Source organism: Pseudoduganella aquatica, assembly GCF_020865585.1.
Lineage (GTDB): Bacteria > Pseudomonadota > Gammaproteobacteria > Burkholderiales > Burkholderiaceae_D > Rugamonas > Rugamonas aquatica_A.
The window spans coordinates 4076711-4090952 of sequence record NZ_CP086370.1 but is presented as its reverse complement, the minus strand read 5'-3'; the positions used below and the strand labels follow the sequence as shown (position 1 = coordinate 4090952).

Genomic DNA, 14242 nt, shown 5'->3' with positions numbered 1-14242 from the left:
CCGGCGCGCCCTATGGTTGAATGGCCAGCCCTGAATTGAAGATCAAGGCCAGCGACATGCGTCCCATCCTGCTTTCCCGCCGCCGTCTCATGCTCACCGCCGCCGCCGCCGCGTCCGCGCTGGCCCTGCCTGCGGCCGGCCACGCCGCGGCGCGGCGGATAGGCCCGGGGGAGCGCATAGACCGCAAGGCGCTGGTCACGCGGCACAATCCGGTGCTCACTGCGGTTGACCGTTCGGCGCCGCTCATGCTGGGCAACGGGAATATCGGCTTCACGGCGGACATCACCGGCTTGCAGACCTTCACCGAGGCCTACAGCAAGATCGCGCCCCTGCTCACGGAAGCGCAGTGGGCCTGGCACAGCTTCCCCAATCCACAGGGCCATACCGTGCGGGACACGCAAATCGACATCCCCGTGCAGGGCCACACGCGCCGCTATGGCTATATCAAGGACTGGGCCGAGGCCGCGAACAACCCGGCAGTGGCGTGGATACGGGAAAACCCGCACCGCTACTCGCTGGGCCGCCTGTCGCTGGACCTGCGCGCGAAAGATGGCTCGGCGGCGCGCTTTGCCGACATCAAGGAGACGCACCAGTCGCTGGACCTGTGGACCGGCACGCTGACCAGCCGCTTCGTCTACGACGGCGAGGCCGTCACCGTCGTCACCCGCGTGCTGCCTGAGCAGGACACCGTCATGGCCGAAGTAAGCTCCGCGCTGGTGGCGCAGGGGCGCCTGGCCGTGGCCGTGCGCTTCCCTGGCGTGTCCAAAACGCTCAATCCCGACCCTTCGGACTGGAACAATCCGGCCGCCCACAGCACCAGCGAGCTGCCGGGCAAGGCCGGCGAGCTGCGCCTGCAGCGCCGGATAGACGCCACCACCTACTACGCGGCGATCGCAGCGCCGGGCGCAGTGATAGAACGGACGGACGCCCACGCCTACCGCGCCGGGTCGATATCCCGCACCCTGACGGTGATGGCGCAGTTCTCTCCCGAGCCCGGCGCCGCCATGCCTGCTCCTGCTGCTGCGGCGGCGTCCGTGCAGCGGCACTGGCTGGATTACTGGAGCAAGGGCGGCATGGTCGATTTCTCGGGCTCCGCCGATCCCCGCGCCCATGAGCTGGAGCGCCGCGTGATCCTGTCCCAATACCTGATGGCGGTGAACGCCGCCGGCAGTTTCGCGCCGCAGGAGGAGGGGCTGTTTTCCAATAGCTGGAATGGCAAGTCGCACCTGGAAATGCATCCCTGGCACTCGGCGCACTTTGCGCTGTGGGGCCGCCCGCAACTGCTTGAACGGAGCTTGGGCTGGTACGCCGGCTTCCTGCCCAAGGCGAAGGCGCGCGCGGCGGAGCAGGGCTTGAAGGGCGCCTGGTGGCCAAAAATGATAGGGCCGGATGGCGCCGACAGCCCATCCAAGGTCTCGCCCTTCATCATGTGGCAGCAGCCGCACCCTATTTATATGAGCGAGCTGCTGTACCGGGCCGGTGGCGGTGGCGCGCGCGTGCTCAAGGCTTACGGCGAGCTGGTGGAGGAAACCGCAGCCTTGCTGGCGACCCTCGCGCATCTGGATGAACAGAGCGGCAAGGTGCGCCTCGGCCCGCCCATCATCCCGGTGCAGGAAAACTTCCCGCCGCTGAGCACCTTCGATCCGGCTTTCGAGGTGGCCTACTTCCGCTGGGGTATCGAGACGGCGCAGGCCTGGCGCGAGCGCGCGGGCAAGGCCCGCCGCGCCGACTGGGACGCCGTGCTGGCAAACTGGCCGGACCTGCCGCAGAAGGATGGCGTGTACCTGCCGGTGCGCTCCGAGCCGGACTTCTGGAACAAGGCGGCGGGCGCCTGCAAGTCGAACGCGCTGGAGGAGGACTGCCAGAACCGCGACCATCCTTCCTTCCTGATGCCGCTGGGCTGGCTGCCGGGGCGCGGGGTGGACAAGGCCGCGATGCGCCGCACGCTGGACCGCGTGAAGCGCGACTGGGACCTGCGCCAGACCTGGGGCTGGGACTATCCGATGATGGCCATGACCGCCGCGCGCCTGAACGCACAGGAGGAGGCGCTGTCCTGGCTGTTCTTCGACGCGAAAAACAACCAGTTCGGCAGCAGCGGCATGACGCCGCGCGTGCACCTGGACGCGCACGCCGCAGCCTTCGTGCCCACGGCCACGGGCGCCGGTGCGGAAGCGGGCGCGCGGCAGGACGCCGGCCCGGACGGTCCCGGCTACCAGCGCGCGGCGGAGACCTACTTCCCGTCCAACGGCGGCCTGCTGCTGGCCGTCGCGCTGATGGCCGGCGGCTGGGACGGAAACGCGGGCGCCGCGCCGGGCTTCCCTAAAACCGGCTGGAAAGTCCGGGCCGAAGGCATATTGCCGTCGCTATGACAGCGTTTCGCTGATTGTCCTGCCGTTGATTTTGACGTTCTTCAGCACCACGTTGCGGGCGTTGTGCAGGAATACCGGCTGGCCGGCGTTGCGTGCGGTGCCAAAGTCGCAGTCGGTGATGGAGATGTTCGTCACCGGCAGGATGGCAGTTCCCGCCGGCCCGTTGAAGCTGGCCGCGACAGGACCGAGTATCACCACGGCCTGGTAGCAGGAGTAGTCGCCGTCCGCCATGTTGACCGTCCCGGCCCGCAGGTTGGAGATGTGCACGTCCGACACGCTGGGTGGCCGCGTGCGCACGCCGTCGTCTCCCGTTGCGTAGTTGCAGTCTATGGTGACGATGGCGCCGCCGCCGGTGGCCGGCTTGCCGCGCTTGTCGCGCGCGTCCACGCCATTGGGCAGCCGGACGTCGCGCACATACAGGTGGCGCAGGAAGCCGCCACGGTTCATATTCGTCTTCAGCCGGATCGCGCTGCCCAGCGGATCGGTGGCCCAGTGCGCATTGCGGAATTCGATCTTCTGCGCGTACACATGCTCGATGCCGGCCGCCATCTCGCTGCCCAGCGTTACGCCGCCGTGGCCGCTGTTCATGATGCAGTTCTGGATGACCACGTTGCGCGTCGGGCCGAACTGCGTGTCGCGGTTCTTGCCGGACTTGATGGCGATGCAGTCGTCGCCGGTGTTGAAGGTGCAGCCGTCCACCAGCACCGTGTCGCAGGATTCCGGGTCGAAGCCGTCGTTGTTCGGGCCTATGCTCTCCATGTTCACTTTGCTGAAGCGGACATTGCGGCAGTCGACCGGATGGTGCATCCAGAACGGCGACGCGACGGCCTGGTAGCCTTCCATCACCACTTCGCTGCAGCCGATGAATTCGACCAGGCATGGCCGCAAGTGGTGGCCCACGCCGAACACACGCCGCGCCAGCGGCACGCCGGCCTCGGACAGCGCCGGCAGGTAGCGCGTGTCGCCGTTCCAGCGCGGGTGCTCGCCCTGTATCAGCGCGCGTTCGGCAGGGCCCAGGCCCGGCGCCACCGCGTCGAGCGGCAGGTTGAGCGGATTGACGGTGGCGGCGCTGACTTCGTCGCCTCTGCGGTCCACCCAGCCCCACCAGGAGCTGTCGCCGGATTCAAACGGCACGCCGGCCTGCCCATTGAGCACGCTGGTCCAGTCGGCGCCGGTCAGGGCGATGTTGGTCTGCTTGTAGGCATACACCAGCGGCGAATAGTTGAGCACGTCGTTGCCTTGCCAGCGCGAGACCACCAGCTTGCCGCGTTCGCCGCAGTCGATATCGCCGTATTTTGCGTAGTCGGCCGGGTTGGCGCTGAAGTAGACCTGCGCGCCCGAGGCCAGGTGCACGTGCACATTGGAGCGCAGCACGATGGGGCCTTTGCAGTACCAGCTTCCCGCCGGGATCAGCACGCGGCCGCCGCCCGCCTGGTGGCAGGCCGCGATGGCGGCGGCGATGGCGGGATGGCAGTCGTGCGAACCGGGCGCGGGCGTCTTCACTTCCCACTGCACTTTGCGCCAGGTGGACGTGGCGGCCACCAGCCGGCAGGACTTCGCGCCGAATGCGGTGACAGGGAAGTCCTCGTTGCGGAAGCTGGGCGGCCTGCTGCAGCGGGCGATGATGTCCTGCGCGCGCTGCCAGGGATCCGCGCTGGACTGGGCCGAGGCGAAGGGAACAGCAGTTGCCGTGGCCGCCGCGAGGGCGCTGGCATTGCGCAGAAAGGTGCGGCGGTGCGGATTGCTTGCGTCGTTCATGGTCAAGGTGGCCTTGTCTACATGGTGCGGAAGGTGACGCCGGCCATGATGCGGCGGCCGGAGTAGTTAAAGTCGAGCAGGTTGGGCGTGCCGTCGGCAAAGGGGGCGAACCGCCCCTGGCTATTGGACGTGGTGGCGTTGGCCAGGTTGCGTCCTTCGATGAAGAACTCTATGTTGGGACGCCATTTGTAGGACAGCTTGGCGTCCACGTAGCGCGTGCCGTCCTTGAAGTTCGGCGAGCCCGGGTTGTAGGGGAAGCCGGTGCGCACCGGCGCCGCGTTGGGGTAGTTGTTCACGCCCGCAGCGCCGCAGGAGGCGATGCAGTTGAAGTAGGCCGCCACCGCCTGCACCGCCACGCGCGCGGCCAGCTTGCCGTCGTCGTACCAGAGCGCCCAGTTATAGGTGTACTTGGATTCGCGCGCCGGCGGCAGCGGTGCGCCGGTCAGCAGGTCCACGATGTTCTCGGTGCTCGACTTTGAGCGCTGCTTGCTGTAGTTGGCGTCGATGCCGGTATGGCGCAGCAGCGAGGGCAGGAAGGTGAAGGCGGTCTTGGCGCCCAGTTCCAGGCCGGTGCGGCTGGAGGCCGCGCCGTTCATCCAGGTGGAGTAGTCGAACAGCGTGTCCGTGAAGGGGGCGCCTGCGCCAGCCGCCAGCGGCGCCTGCAAGGGGACGTGCGATACGCCCTGCGGCACCGCCGCGCCAACCTTGCCGCGCTGACGGAATACGGCTGCGCTGAACATGGTGTCGCGGTTGGGATAGTATTCGAGCGAAAGGTTCTGGTTCACATTCTGCTGCGCCCGCAGCAGCGGATTGCCTATGGTGCCGGAGCACTTCTGGAACACTTCGCTGTCGTCCTCGCTGCGCTCGTCGAAGGTGCAGACGCCGGACGGCAGCAGGCGGGAGACCGGCGGCCGCGCCACGGTGCGGGCCGCGCTGTAGCGGGCCACCAGCTGGTCCGGCACCAGCCACAAGGCCAGGTTAAGGCTGGGCAGGATGTCGCTGGCCTCCGCGTCCGTCCGGGTGGCTTGCGAAACACGCGTGGTGACGATGCCGCCGGGCGCGTCGCGGTTGAGCGGGTCGTAGGCGTCGGTCTTGGTGATGGCCACGAAGGTCATCATGCCGGTGCCGTTGACGCGGGTGCGCACGTAGCGCACGCCCACGTTGCCGTCCAGTTCCAGGCCGAAGGGCAGGGCGCTGAAGTCGCCCATCAGGTAGAACGCGGAGGCGCGCTCCTTGAGCTGCGCGTAGGGCTGGTCGTAGACTTTGCCGTCGCTTGCCTTGCAGCGCTTCACGCAGTCGAAGTTGGCGTTCGGGATGCCCACCAGAGAGAACACCTATTCCACGTCGATCTGGGTCCAGTTGTCCATCAGCCCTTGCGGACTGTCCTTTGCGCCGTGGAAGAAGCTGGTGGGCGTGGCCTTGAGTATCATGGTCTGCCGCAGCAGGTCCATAAACTGCGGCATGGTCATGACGGCCAAACTGTCGAAGGCCTGGCGCGTGTTGTCCTTCATGATGAGGCCATACTGGCACTTGTTGCCGCCGGGCGCCAGCGAGCCAGGCGTGTCCTGGCAGCCGTACAGCGTGCTGCGCAAGGTGGGCGAAGGCAGCACCAGCGGCGCCACGTAGCCGGGCTGGCCGTACACGCCCACCGGATCGCGCAGGATGTAGCCGCCGTTGTTGATGGTCCAGCTCTTGCTGCCGGTGTCGCGCAGATTGAAGCCGGACTTGATGCGCTTGAAGAATGGGACACTTTCCGGCATGGCGTAGGCCATGTCCAGCTTCGCGGTGCGCTCCCCGCTTTCGCGGATCTGCGGCTCCCACGTCACGTTGGGCGACGAGGTTACCGCCTGCTGCTGCTCGGCGGTATAAGCCGGCACCGCCTGCGTATTGTAGGGACCGGGCAGGATGGCCGCGCTGGCGCCGTTCGGGAACAGCTTGGCGTAGCGCTCGAAACTCTGTTCCTTGATGGGGTCCGTCTCGGGGAAGTTGTTGCCCCACAAGCCGTTCGACAGCAGCCTGGCGGTGGCCGGGCCGTAGTAGTCGGTGAAGGAAAGGCGCTTGGCGCCGCGCCGGAAGTCGGAGCCCGCGTCGCCCACGAAGAAGTCTGCAGACAGGCCGCCGCGCTTGAAGCTGCCGCCCAGCTGCAGGTATTTCGCGGTGGTGAGGCCGATGTCGTGCAGCTGGTCGGTCCGCGCCGCGCCGCCCTGGAAGGTGTATTGCGTGAGGTGGTGGGCGGCGTCCACCACCACCGATCCCGGCACCGTGTTCGGCACGCCGTTGACGATGGCAAGGTTGCCCAGGCTGTAGGCCAGCACGTTGATGTCGTTGTGGCGCTTGTTGTAGCTGGCTTTGGCGTAGACGGTCAGCTCGTCGCTGACCTTGAAGTCGGCGCGCAGGTCGAGATTCTTGCGGCGGTCGATTTCGCGCTTGACCAGATAGCGCGGAGCGGACGGGGTGTAGTCGTTCCACTGGTTCAGGCACGTTGCCAGCTCGTTGCCGCGCTGGGTCTGCGCCGCAAGGCGGGCCGCCGGCGAGATGGCGTTCAGCTGGGCCGCGCCCAGGGCCGGGAAGGCGGTGGCGCAGTCTTCCTTGGTCCGCGCCGCCGCCGAACGGGTGACGATGTCCAGCGGGGTGCCCGAGTTGAAGAAGCCGCCGCCGGACAGCGGCGATTGCAGCAGCGGCGTGCTTGCGGCCAGGTCCGCCTTGTTGACGGTGCCGGGCTGGAAGCTGAAGGTCTTGTCCGGCGAGTTGTCGAAGTCATACAGGCGGAAATAGCCTTGGTTGCCGTTGCCTGCGGCCTGCGCCGAGTGGCCTTCGTTGAGCAGGGTGGTGCTGGAGGCGTTGAGCAGCAGGCCAAGGCGGCCGTCCAGGTACTTGTCCGACAGGATGACGTTGGCGTCCGGCTGCCACTGCCTGTTCAGCGAATGCTGGGTCGCGCCCAGGCGCAGCGATGCGTAGGGCTTCTTGAAATCCAGGCCGGTGCGGGTCTTGATAATGATGCTGCCGCCCAGCGAGCCTTCGACCATGTCTGCGGTGGAGCCCTTGACCACGTCCACGCTCTTGATCAGGTCCGCCGAGAGCTGGCGGAACTCGACGGCGCGGCCGTCGCCGCCGCCGTTCATGTCTGAGCCGCCGGCCGATTGCACGGCTTGGCCGTCCAACTCCACGCGGGTCAGCTCCGGGCCGTTGCCGCGCACCGCGACGTTCACGCCTTCGCCAAAGTCGCCCCGGTCCAGCGCAATGCCTGCCATGCGCGAGATGGCTTCGCCGATATTGCGGTCCGGGAGCGAGCCCACGTCCTCGGTGACAATGGAGTCCATGGCGGTGGCGGCGTTCTTCTTGCGCTCTATGCCCGACTGCTGCGCAGCGCGCGTGCCCACCACCAGCACCGGCGGCAGTTCCGGCAGCGCGGGCGCCGCGCCGCATGCCGTTGCCGCGTCGCTGGAGTCGGGTTCGGACGGCGCGCGCTTCAGTATCACCACGGTGCCGCTGGCGCCAACCCTGCCCGCCAGGTCGGTGCATGCCAGCAGCCGGGTGACAGCCTCGGAGGTGGTCAGTGCGCCCGCCAGCGCATTGGTAGCGACGCCGTCCAGAATGTCGGCCGACACCAGGATGTTGATGCCGGCCTGGCGCGCAAACTCCGGAATGGTGTCCGTCGCGGGGCCGGCCTGAATATTGTAGGGCCGCGCAGTCTCATGCGCTGCCTGGGCAGCCGCCGGCGCCGCGTGCGCCAGCGCGCCCACGGCGACGATGCCTACTTGCGCAACGATTGCACGCATTTACTGGCGGCCAATGAAAATCGTGTCCGCAGTAATGGTCACCGGCACCGCCAGCACCGTGCTCACATCGTTGGCGAACAGCTCGGGCTCGTCCAGCTTGTACTGCCCGAACAGGCGTTTTCCGCCCAACGCTGCATCGGCGATGACGATGGGTTTGGCGCTGTAGCGGTTGAAGTCGGCGACGGCGTCGCTCAGTGTCTGGTTCTTCAGTACCAGCTTCCCCTCGCGCCAGGCCAGCTTGCGGCTGACTTCCGCAGGCTGGCGGCTCACGGAAATGGGGCTGGCGCCAGGCGCCAGGAAGGCCCGTTCGCCCACGGTGAGCTGGCGCCGTTCCGCATTGCGGCCCTCGCTCCAGACCTCCACCGTGCCCTCGGTCACCAGCACTTCCGTCCCTTGCTCGAAGCGCCGCACCGAGAACGCGGTGCCCACCGCGCGGATGCGCGCGTCCCCCGATGCAACGATGAAGGGCTTGGACTTGTCCTTGGCCACCTCGAACCAGGCTTCGCCCTGCTGCAGTTCGATCTTGCGCTGGTGCTGTGTGAACTCCACCGCGATCCGGCTGCCGCTGTTGATGGTGGCAATGGACTTGTCCTGCAGCGGCACCTTGCGGAATTCACCCTTGGCCGTGGCCAGCACCTTGTCATCGTGGACGGCTGAAAAGCTCATCACGCCCACGGTCGCGGCGACGCAGGCTACCATCGCGGCCGCCATCCAGCCGCGCCGGGACGACAGGGGCCGTTTGGCCGCACGCGCGTGTTCCGGCGCAAGCGATTGCGGCGCCGTCGCGAGATCGATCGCGTTGTAAATTGCCATGGCGCGCACATACGCGCCCTGGTGCCGCGTATCGGCCGCATACCATGCGTTGAACTGGGCGCTTTCCTCTTCGCTGAGGCCGCGCGCAAATTTGCGCGTCACCCATTCGAAGGCTTCGTTGTCAATCTTTGGCATTGATTCTCTTGGCCGGGCGCTTGCCCGGGATGAAATTGCTGACCACAGCTTCCTGCTGCATGCCGTACTGGGCGATCATTTCCGACATCAGCCGCATGCCCTTCATCATCTCGTGTTCCACCACGCCGCCGGTCAGGCCCAGCGTTTCGGCGGTCTCCTGCTGCGAAAGGCCATGTATTCTACGCGCCCGGAACACGCTTTTGCAGCGGTCCGGCAGATTGGCCACCAGTCCTATCACCCATTCCAGCTCTGAGCGCGCAAATACCACGCGTTCGGGCGAGGGCGCCGTGTCCGCAATGTCCAGCTCTTCCAGGTTGGCCAAGGCCTCGATGTGGACCACGTTGTCGCGCTTGATGCGGTCCAGGACGATGTTTTTCGCGGCGCGGAACACAAAGGGCTTGGGATCGCGTACATGGTCCAGGCTGGGCATGGACAGGATGCGGTAGCAGGTCTCCTGCACCACGTCGTCCACCTCCGCCGGTCCAATGCAGACGCGGCGCAGCATGCGGCGCAGTTCCGCTTCATGCGGCAGAAAATGTATTGTCAGCCAGTCAACCACTTCAGTGTGCATAAGCCCGCCCATTCATGCTTCCCCGGATTTGCTTGCGCTTCCGTTTGCGCTTCCATTTAATGGCTATCATGCCCGTTTTTGTCCGCTCCTTATGAAAAGTGTCGCGGATATGATTCCATTAGTCATAAAGTTGATTGTTCTGATCATTTTTTGTGGCATATCCTTGGCAAACATTTTCATTCCAATCAAGGAGACGTATTTAATGAATGCCTCGAAGCTGCGCCGCTGTGTGACCAGTGCGCTCGTCGCCGGCCTGTTCCCGGCTGCGTTCAACGTATCGGCCCAGGAAGCGCCAGTCGCCCAGGAAAAAGGGCCGGCTGCGGCCGACGCCATGCTGCACGCGCTGGTGGTGGACTATCCCACCCCGTACCGCGCCATGGACACGGCCGAAGTGAAGGCGGTGCTGGACCGCGTGTTCACCTACCTGGACCGCACCACGCCGGCGGAACTGGTCCACAAGGCCGACGGCTCGCCGGTGACCGACCTGACCCGGCCCGATCCGGATGCGGTGATCAAGCCGGGCGACTTCCGCCTGACCAGCTACGAATGGGGCGTTACCTACATCGGCATGCTCGCTGCCGGCGCGGCCACCGGCGACAAGCGCTACACCGACTACACGATCAAGCGCCACCAGCTGCTGTCCCAGCTGACCAAGACTTACTATCCGGTGGTGCAGGCCGACCCGAAGAATGCGCACGCGCCCATCAAGAGCTTCCTGAACCCGCACGCGCTGGATGACGCGGGCGCGCTGTGCCACAGCTTCATGAAGGCCAAGCTGGGCGGCTCGACGGTCGATTACTCGCAGATGATAGGCATTTGCGGCGACTTCGTGACCAAGAAAGAGTACCGCCTCAAGGACGGCACGCTGGCGCGCGGCGGCCCGGATGGCAAGGGCGGCGTGAAAATGCGTCCGCTGCCGAACACCATGTGGCTGGACGATATGTTCATGGGCGTGCCGACCATGGCTTACCTGGGCGCCGTCACCGGCGACCGCAAGCACTTCGACGACGCCACCAAGCAGGTGCTGCAGTTCTCCAAGCGCATGTTCAATCCCAAGCTGGGCCTCTACATGCACGGCTACGTGGAAGGCCTGCGCGACCATCCTGAAATGCGCTGGGCGCGCGCCAACGGCTGGGCTGTGATGTCCATGGTTGAAATCCTGGAAGTGCTGCCGAAGAACCACAAGCAGTACAACGCGGTGCTGGAGCAGCTGCGCGCCCACATCAAAGGCCTGGCCGGATACCAGACCCGCGACGGCTTCTGGCACCAGCTGATCGACCGTCCGGACACCTACCAGGAAACCTCCGCCACCGCGATCTACACCTACGCCATCGCCCGCGCCGTCAACCGCGGCTACGTGGACGCGCAGATGTACGGCCCGATGGCCAACCTGGCCTGGAACGCGGTAGCCAGCAAAGTGACGGCCGTTGGCCAGATCGAAGGCATCTGCGTGGGCACCGGCATGGCGTTCGACCCGGCGTTCTACTCCTACCGTCCAACCAGCGTGAAGGCGGCGCACGGCTATGGCCCGGCACTGCTGGCCGGCGCCGAGATCATCGAGATGAACAAGAAATACAAGTTCGGCTTGAACGACAGCGGCCTGATGTTCCAGGGCGCGCGCTAAGCAGCCCGGCCGGCCCGGTATTCAACCGGGCCGGCTAGTTCGTGGCAACCAGCCGCCGCCTTGGCGGCTTCTTACTGGATTGCGTCACATGTTCCCCTTCAAACTCGCCCCGGTGGCGGCCATGCTGGCTGCCGCATTCATGGCAGGCGGCGCAGCTTCCGCCGCCACCTCCGCTTCAGCTTACCCCTCCAGCGAAGCCGCCTATACGCGTACACTGAACGGCAACTGGTCCTTCAAATACCTCCCCAGCCTGGAGATAGGCGCCGATGGCGGCTTTGCCGCGCCTCAGTTCGACGCATCTGCCTGGGCGACCATTCCGGTGCCCGCCAACTGGGAGCTGAAGGGCTTTGCCGAGCCGTCCTATGCGGACGAACTGAAGGACGGGCTGGGCCTCTATCGCCGCAGCTTCCGCGTGCCTGCGGACTGGCGCGGCCGGCGCGCCTTCCTGCGCTTTGAAGGCGTGGCCTTCGGCTACGAGGTCTGGGTGAACGGGAAGAAGGCGGGCGAGTCCTCTGCCAGCGCTTTCAATCGCCATACTTTCGACGTGAGTGCGCTGCTGCTGCCGGATTCCAATGCGGACAACGTGCTCGCCGTGCGCGTCACCACCAAGCCGCACGGCTTTGAATTCGACCTGAATGACGACTGGTCCTTGTCCGGCATCTACCGCGACGTTACGCTGTTCTCGCTGCCCGCCGTGCATTTGCAGGACTACAGCACCAGGACGCGCTTGCTGGACGGTGGCGCAGCCGAACTGACCGTGCAGGCGGAGCTGAGCCAGTCGGACGCCGACGTGCGCGCCGTGCTGCTGGCGCCGGACGGCCGCACCGTGGGCGAGTTCTCCTTGCCCCGTTCGGGCGACGCGCACCGCGCAGGCGTCATCCGCATTGCCGCGCCCCGGCTGTGGACTGCCGAAACACCGTCGCTGTACCGGCTGCGCCTTACCGTGTCCGCCGGCGGCAAGACCTTGCAGACGGTGGAGGAGCGCATAGGCCTGCGCGAAGTCAGCATAGCCAACGGCGTGCTGCTTCTGAACGGCCGCCCCATCAAGCTGCGCGGCGTGAACCACCATGATCTGGATGCCAAGACCGGCCGCGCCGTCACGGAAGCGCAGATGCGGCAGGACCTGGCGCTGATGAAGCAGGGGAATGTCAACTTCGTGCGCACCTCGCATTACCCGCCGCACCCGCGCCTGCTGGAACTGTGCGATGAGCTGGGCTTTTACGTGATGGACGAAGTGGCCATCGGCCATGGCGAGAAGAACCTGGAAAAACCGGATTACCGCGATGCCATCCTGGCGCGGGTGGAGCCCACCATTGCGCGCGACAAGAACCGGCCTTCGGTGCTGATCTGGAGCATAGGGAACGAGAATCCCATCACGGACGCGGAGATGGAAGCCGGGCGCATCGCCAAGCGGCTCGATCCGACGCGGCCCATCACCTATCCCAAAATAGGCAGCTACTTTGCCAAGAACTACGAGCGCATTCCGGATTTTGTGGACCTGTACTCGCCGCACTACCCAAGCAACGCCACGCTGGCGGGCTACGCGCAGAAGCTGAAGCGGCCCACCATACTGACCGAGTACGCGCACGCGCTGGGTCTGGCCACGGACCGCATCCAGGTGCAGTGGGACATCATCCAGGCCAATCCCGTCTTCGCGGGCGGCGCCATCTGGCACTTCCACGACCAGGGGCTGCTGCGCGCCAGCAGCCGGCCGGTGGACACCGGCAAGCCCACGCAGACGGCGTGGCTGGACCAGTATCACCACTACGACACCCACGGCCTTGATGGAGCGGACGGACTGACCTACGCAGACCGCACGCCTCAGGTGGACTTCTGGCAGATGCGCAAAGTGTATGCGCCGGTGCAGTTCGCCGAGCGTTCCGCAGCCGTGCGGCCGGGTGCGCAGGAGATCGCGCTGACGGTGGAGAACCGCTACGACTTCCGCGCGCTGCGCGGCGTAAAGCTGCTGTGGGCATTGCAGCGCAACGGCAAAAGCATCCAGCAGGGCAGCCAGGCCCTGAGCGCCGCCGCGCGCGGGCAGCAAACCGTGCGCATCCCGGTTTCCGTGCCGGCCGGCACAGATGGCGACGTGCTGGCGCTGCATGCGCGCGCCGTGGACGAGCAAGGCTTGCAGATTAACGAGCGCACGGTGCGGCTGGATCTGGCAGGCGCGCGCAGCGGCTGGACCGCCAGCTTACCGGTGCAAGGCGAACCGGCGGTGAGCGAAAGCGCGGACGGCGTGACGGTGGCGCTGCCGCAATGGACGCTATCCGTGCAGCGCGCTTCGGGCGAACTCACCATCCGCGACCGCGCGGGCAAGGTGCTGGTGGCCGGGATTTATCCCCACAGCGGCCGCAAGCCGACGATGGCGGAAGCGCTGCGCGCCAAGACGTCGCCCCTGTGGCTGTCGTCCACGCTGACCAGCCTGGAGCAGCCGGTGGTGAAAGTGGAGCAGGGGGGCGGCAAGGTGCGCCTCGCTGTTTCAGGCCGCTATCCGCTGCATGACGAAGCCGCCGCGCGCTTCGCCGCCATCCAGGCGGCCGCACCGGCGGCTGGCGCCGACGACCTGCTGCCCGGCGCAAGCGGCGCAGCCAGCGCGTCCAAACTGGGCAGCGGCAAGGGCGGCCTGGCAGGCGGCTATCAGCTGGAGATCGCCGCCAACGGCAGTATCGCGGTCAGCTACGATTACGCGTCGTTTGACGCCGTGGGCAGCATGTCCGAAGCCGGGTTATCGGTGCTCGCCCCCGCCGGTACGGACGAATTCCGCTGGATAGGCCAGGGGCCGTATGCAGGCTATCCCGGCAAGGACAGGCTCAACGAATTCGGCCTGTACCACGTGAACCGCGCCGACCTGCGCTTCCAGGGCAACCGGCGGGAGACCGAACTCGCCGTGCTGAGCACCGCCGGCGGCGCCGGCTTTGCGCTGGCAACGCCCGCAGCGGACGTGGCGGTGGAGCGCAATGCCGACGGCACGCTGCTAAGCCACAACACCCTGATCGCCAGCCCCGGCAACAAGGGCACAACGCCGGAAATCGCCATTCCGCTGGATGCGCCGCGCCGGATTGCAGGCTCGTTCACGCTGCTGCCCGTGTCGGACGCGTGGCCGTCGCCGCTGGTGCGCTGGTTCGGCAAGCCTGTCGCGGCCAAGGACGTGTTCAAACCCTTCGTCCACAGCTACGATCAATAAAGGGCA

Annotated in this window: 8 protein-coding genes; 3 read left to right on the top strand and 5 right to left on the bottom strand. The window is 66.4% G+C overall.

What is annotated here, in order from left to right:
- Positions 1 to 20 precede the first annotated feature (20 nt).
- Entirely contained in the window at positions 21 to 2369 is a 2349-nt protein-coding gene (locus tag KT882_RS18210; RefSeq protein WP_228892934.1) for a hypothetical protein, read from the top strand.
- On the opposite strand, the gene KT882_RS18205 is transcribed toward KT882_RS18210, so the two are convergent.
- From KT882_RS18205 to KT882_RS18185, 5 genes are read right to left on the bottom strand one after another with little or no spacing between them, the layout of a single operon-like run.
- Positions 2364 to 4127: a glycoside hydrolase family 28 protein gene (locus tag KT882_RS18205; protein ID WP_228892933.1), complete on the bottom strand. Its 1764-nt coding sequence runs from the start codon at positions 4125 to 4127 to the stop codon at positions 2364 to 2366. The two genes, KT882_RS18210 and KT882_RS18205, sit on opposite strands and share 6 nt — an antisense overlap.
- 17 nt (positions 4128 to 4144) lie before the next feature.
- A complete protein-coding gene (locus KT882_RS18200) occupies positions 4145 to 5461 on the bottom strand; it encodes a TonB-dependent receptor domain-containing protein (RefSeq protein WP_228892932.1) in 1317 nt (438 codons plus the stop codon).
- On the bottom strand, positions 5462 to 7906 hold the full coding sequence (locus tag KT882_RS18195; RefSeq protein WP_228892931.1) for a TonB-dependent receptor: 2445 nt from the start codon (positions 7904 to 7906) through the stop codon (positions 5462 to 5464).
- Complete coding sequence (locus KT882_RS18190; RefSeq protein WP_228892929.1) at positions 7907 to 8854, bottom strand: FecR family protein; 948 nt, start codon at positions 8852 to 8854, stop codon at positions 7907 to 7909.
- Positions 8841 to 9425 (bottom strand): RNA polymerase sigma factor, encoded by a 585-nt coding sequence (locus KT882_RS18185; RefSeq protein WP_161071172.1) that lies wholly within the window; start codon positions 9423 to 9425, stop codon positions 8841 to 8843. Before KT882_RS18185 ends, KT882_RS18190 begins: the two co-directional genes overlap by 14 nt.
- Before the next feature lie 202 nt (positions 9426 to 9627).
- Between KT882_RS18185 and KT882_RS18180 the strand changes: the two genes are divergently transcribed.
- Positions 9628 to 11049, top strand: a complete 1422-nt coding sequence (locus KT882_RS18180; protein WP_228892928.1) for a glycoside hydrolase family 88/105 protein — start codon at positions 9628 to 9630, stop codon at positions 11047 to 11049.
- Positions 11050 to 11137: 88 nt separating this feature from the next.
- Positions 11138 to 14236 (top strand): glycoside hydrolase family 2 TIM barrel-domain containing protein, encoded by a 3099-nt coding sequence (locus KT882_RS18175; protein WP_228892927.1) that lies wholly within the window; start codon positions 11138 to 11140, stop codon positions 14234 to 14236.
- Positions 14237 to 14242: the final 6 nt, after the last annotated feature.

Coding starts and splice junctions, on each gene's coding strand:
- KT882_RS18180 (WP_228892928.1), top strand. CDS start 9,628: ATGAATGCCTCGAAGCTGCGCCGCTGTGTGACCAGTGCGCTCGTCGCC.
- KT882_RS18205 (WP_228892933.1), bottom strand. CDS start 4,127: ATGAACGACGCAAGCAATCCGCACCGCCGCACCTTTCTGCGCAATGCC.
- KT882_RS18195 (WP_228892931.1), bottom strand. CDS start 7,906: ATGCGTGCAATCGTTGCGCAAGTAGGCATCGTCGCCGTGGGCGCGCTG.
- KT882_RS18185 (WP_161071172.1), bottom strand. CDS start 9,425: ATGCACACTGAAGTGGTTGACTGGCTGACAATACATTTTCTGCCGCAT.
- KT882_RS18190 (WP_228892929.1), bottom strand. CDS start 8,854: ATGCCAAAGATTGACAACGAAGCCTTCGAATGGGTGACGCGCAAATTT.
- KT882_RS18175 (WP_228892927.1), top strand. CDS start 11,138: ATGTTCCCCTTCAAACTCGCCCCGGTGGCGGCCATGCTGGCTGCCGCA.
- KT882_RS18210 (WP_228892934.1), top strand. CDS start 21: ATGGCCAGCCCTGAATTGAAGATCAAGGCCAGCGACATGCGTCCCATC.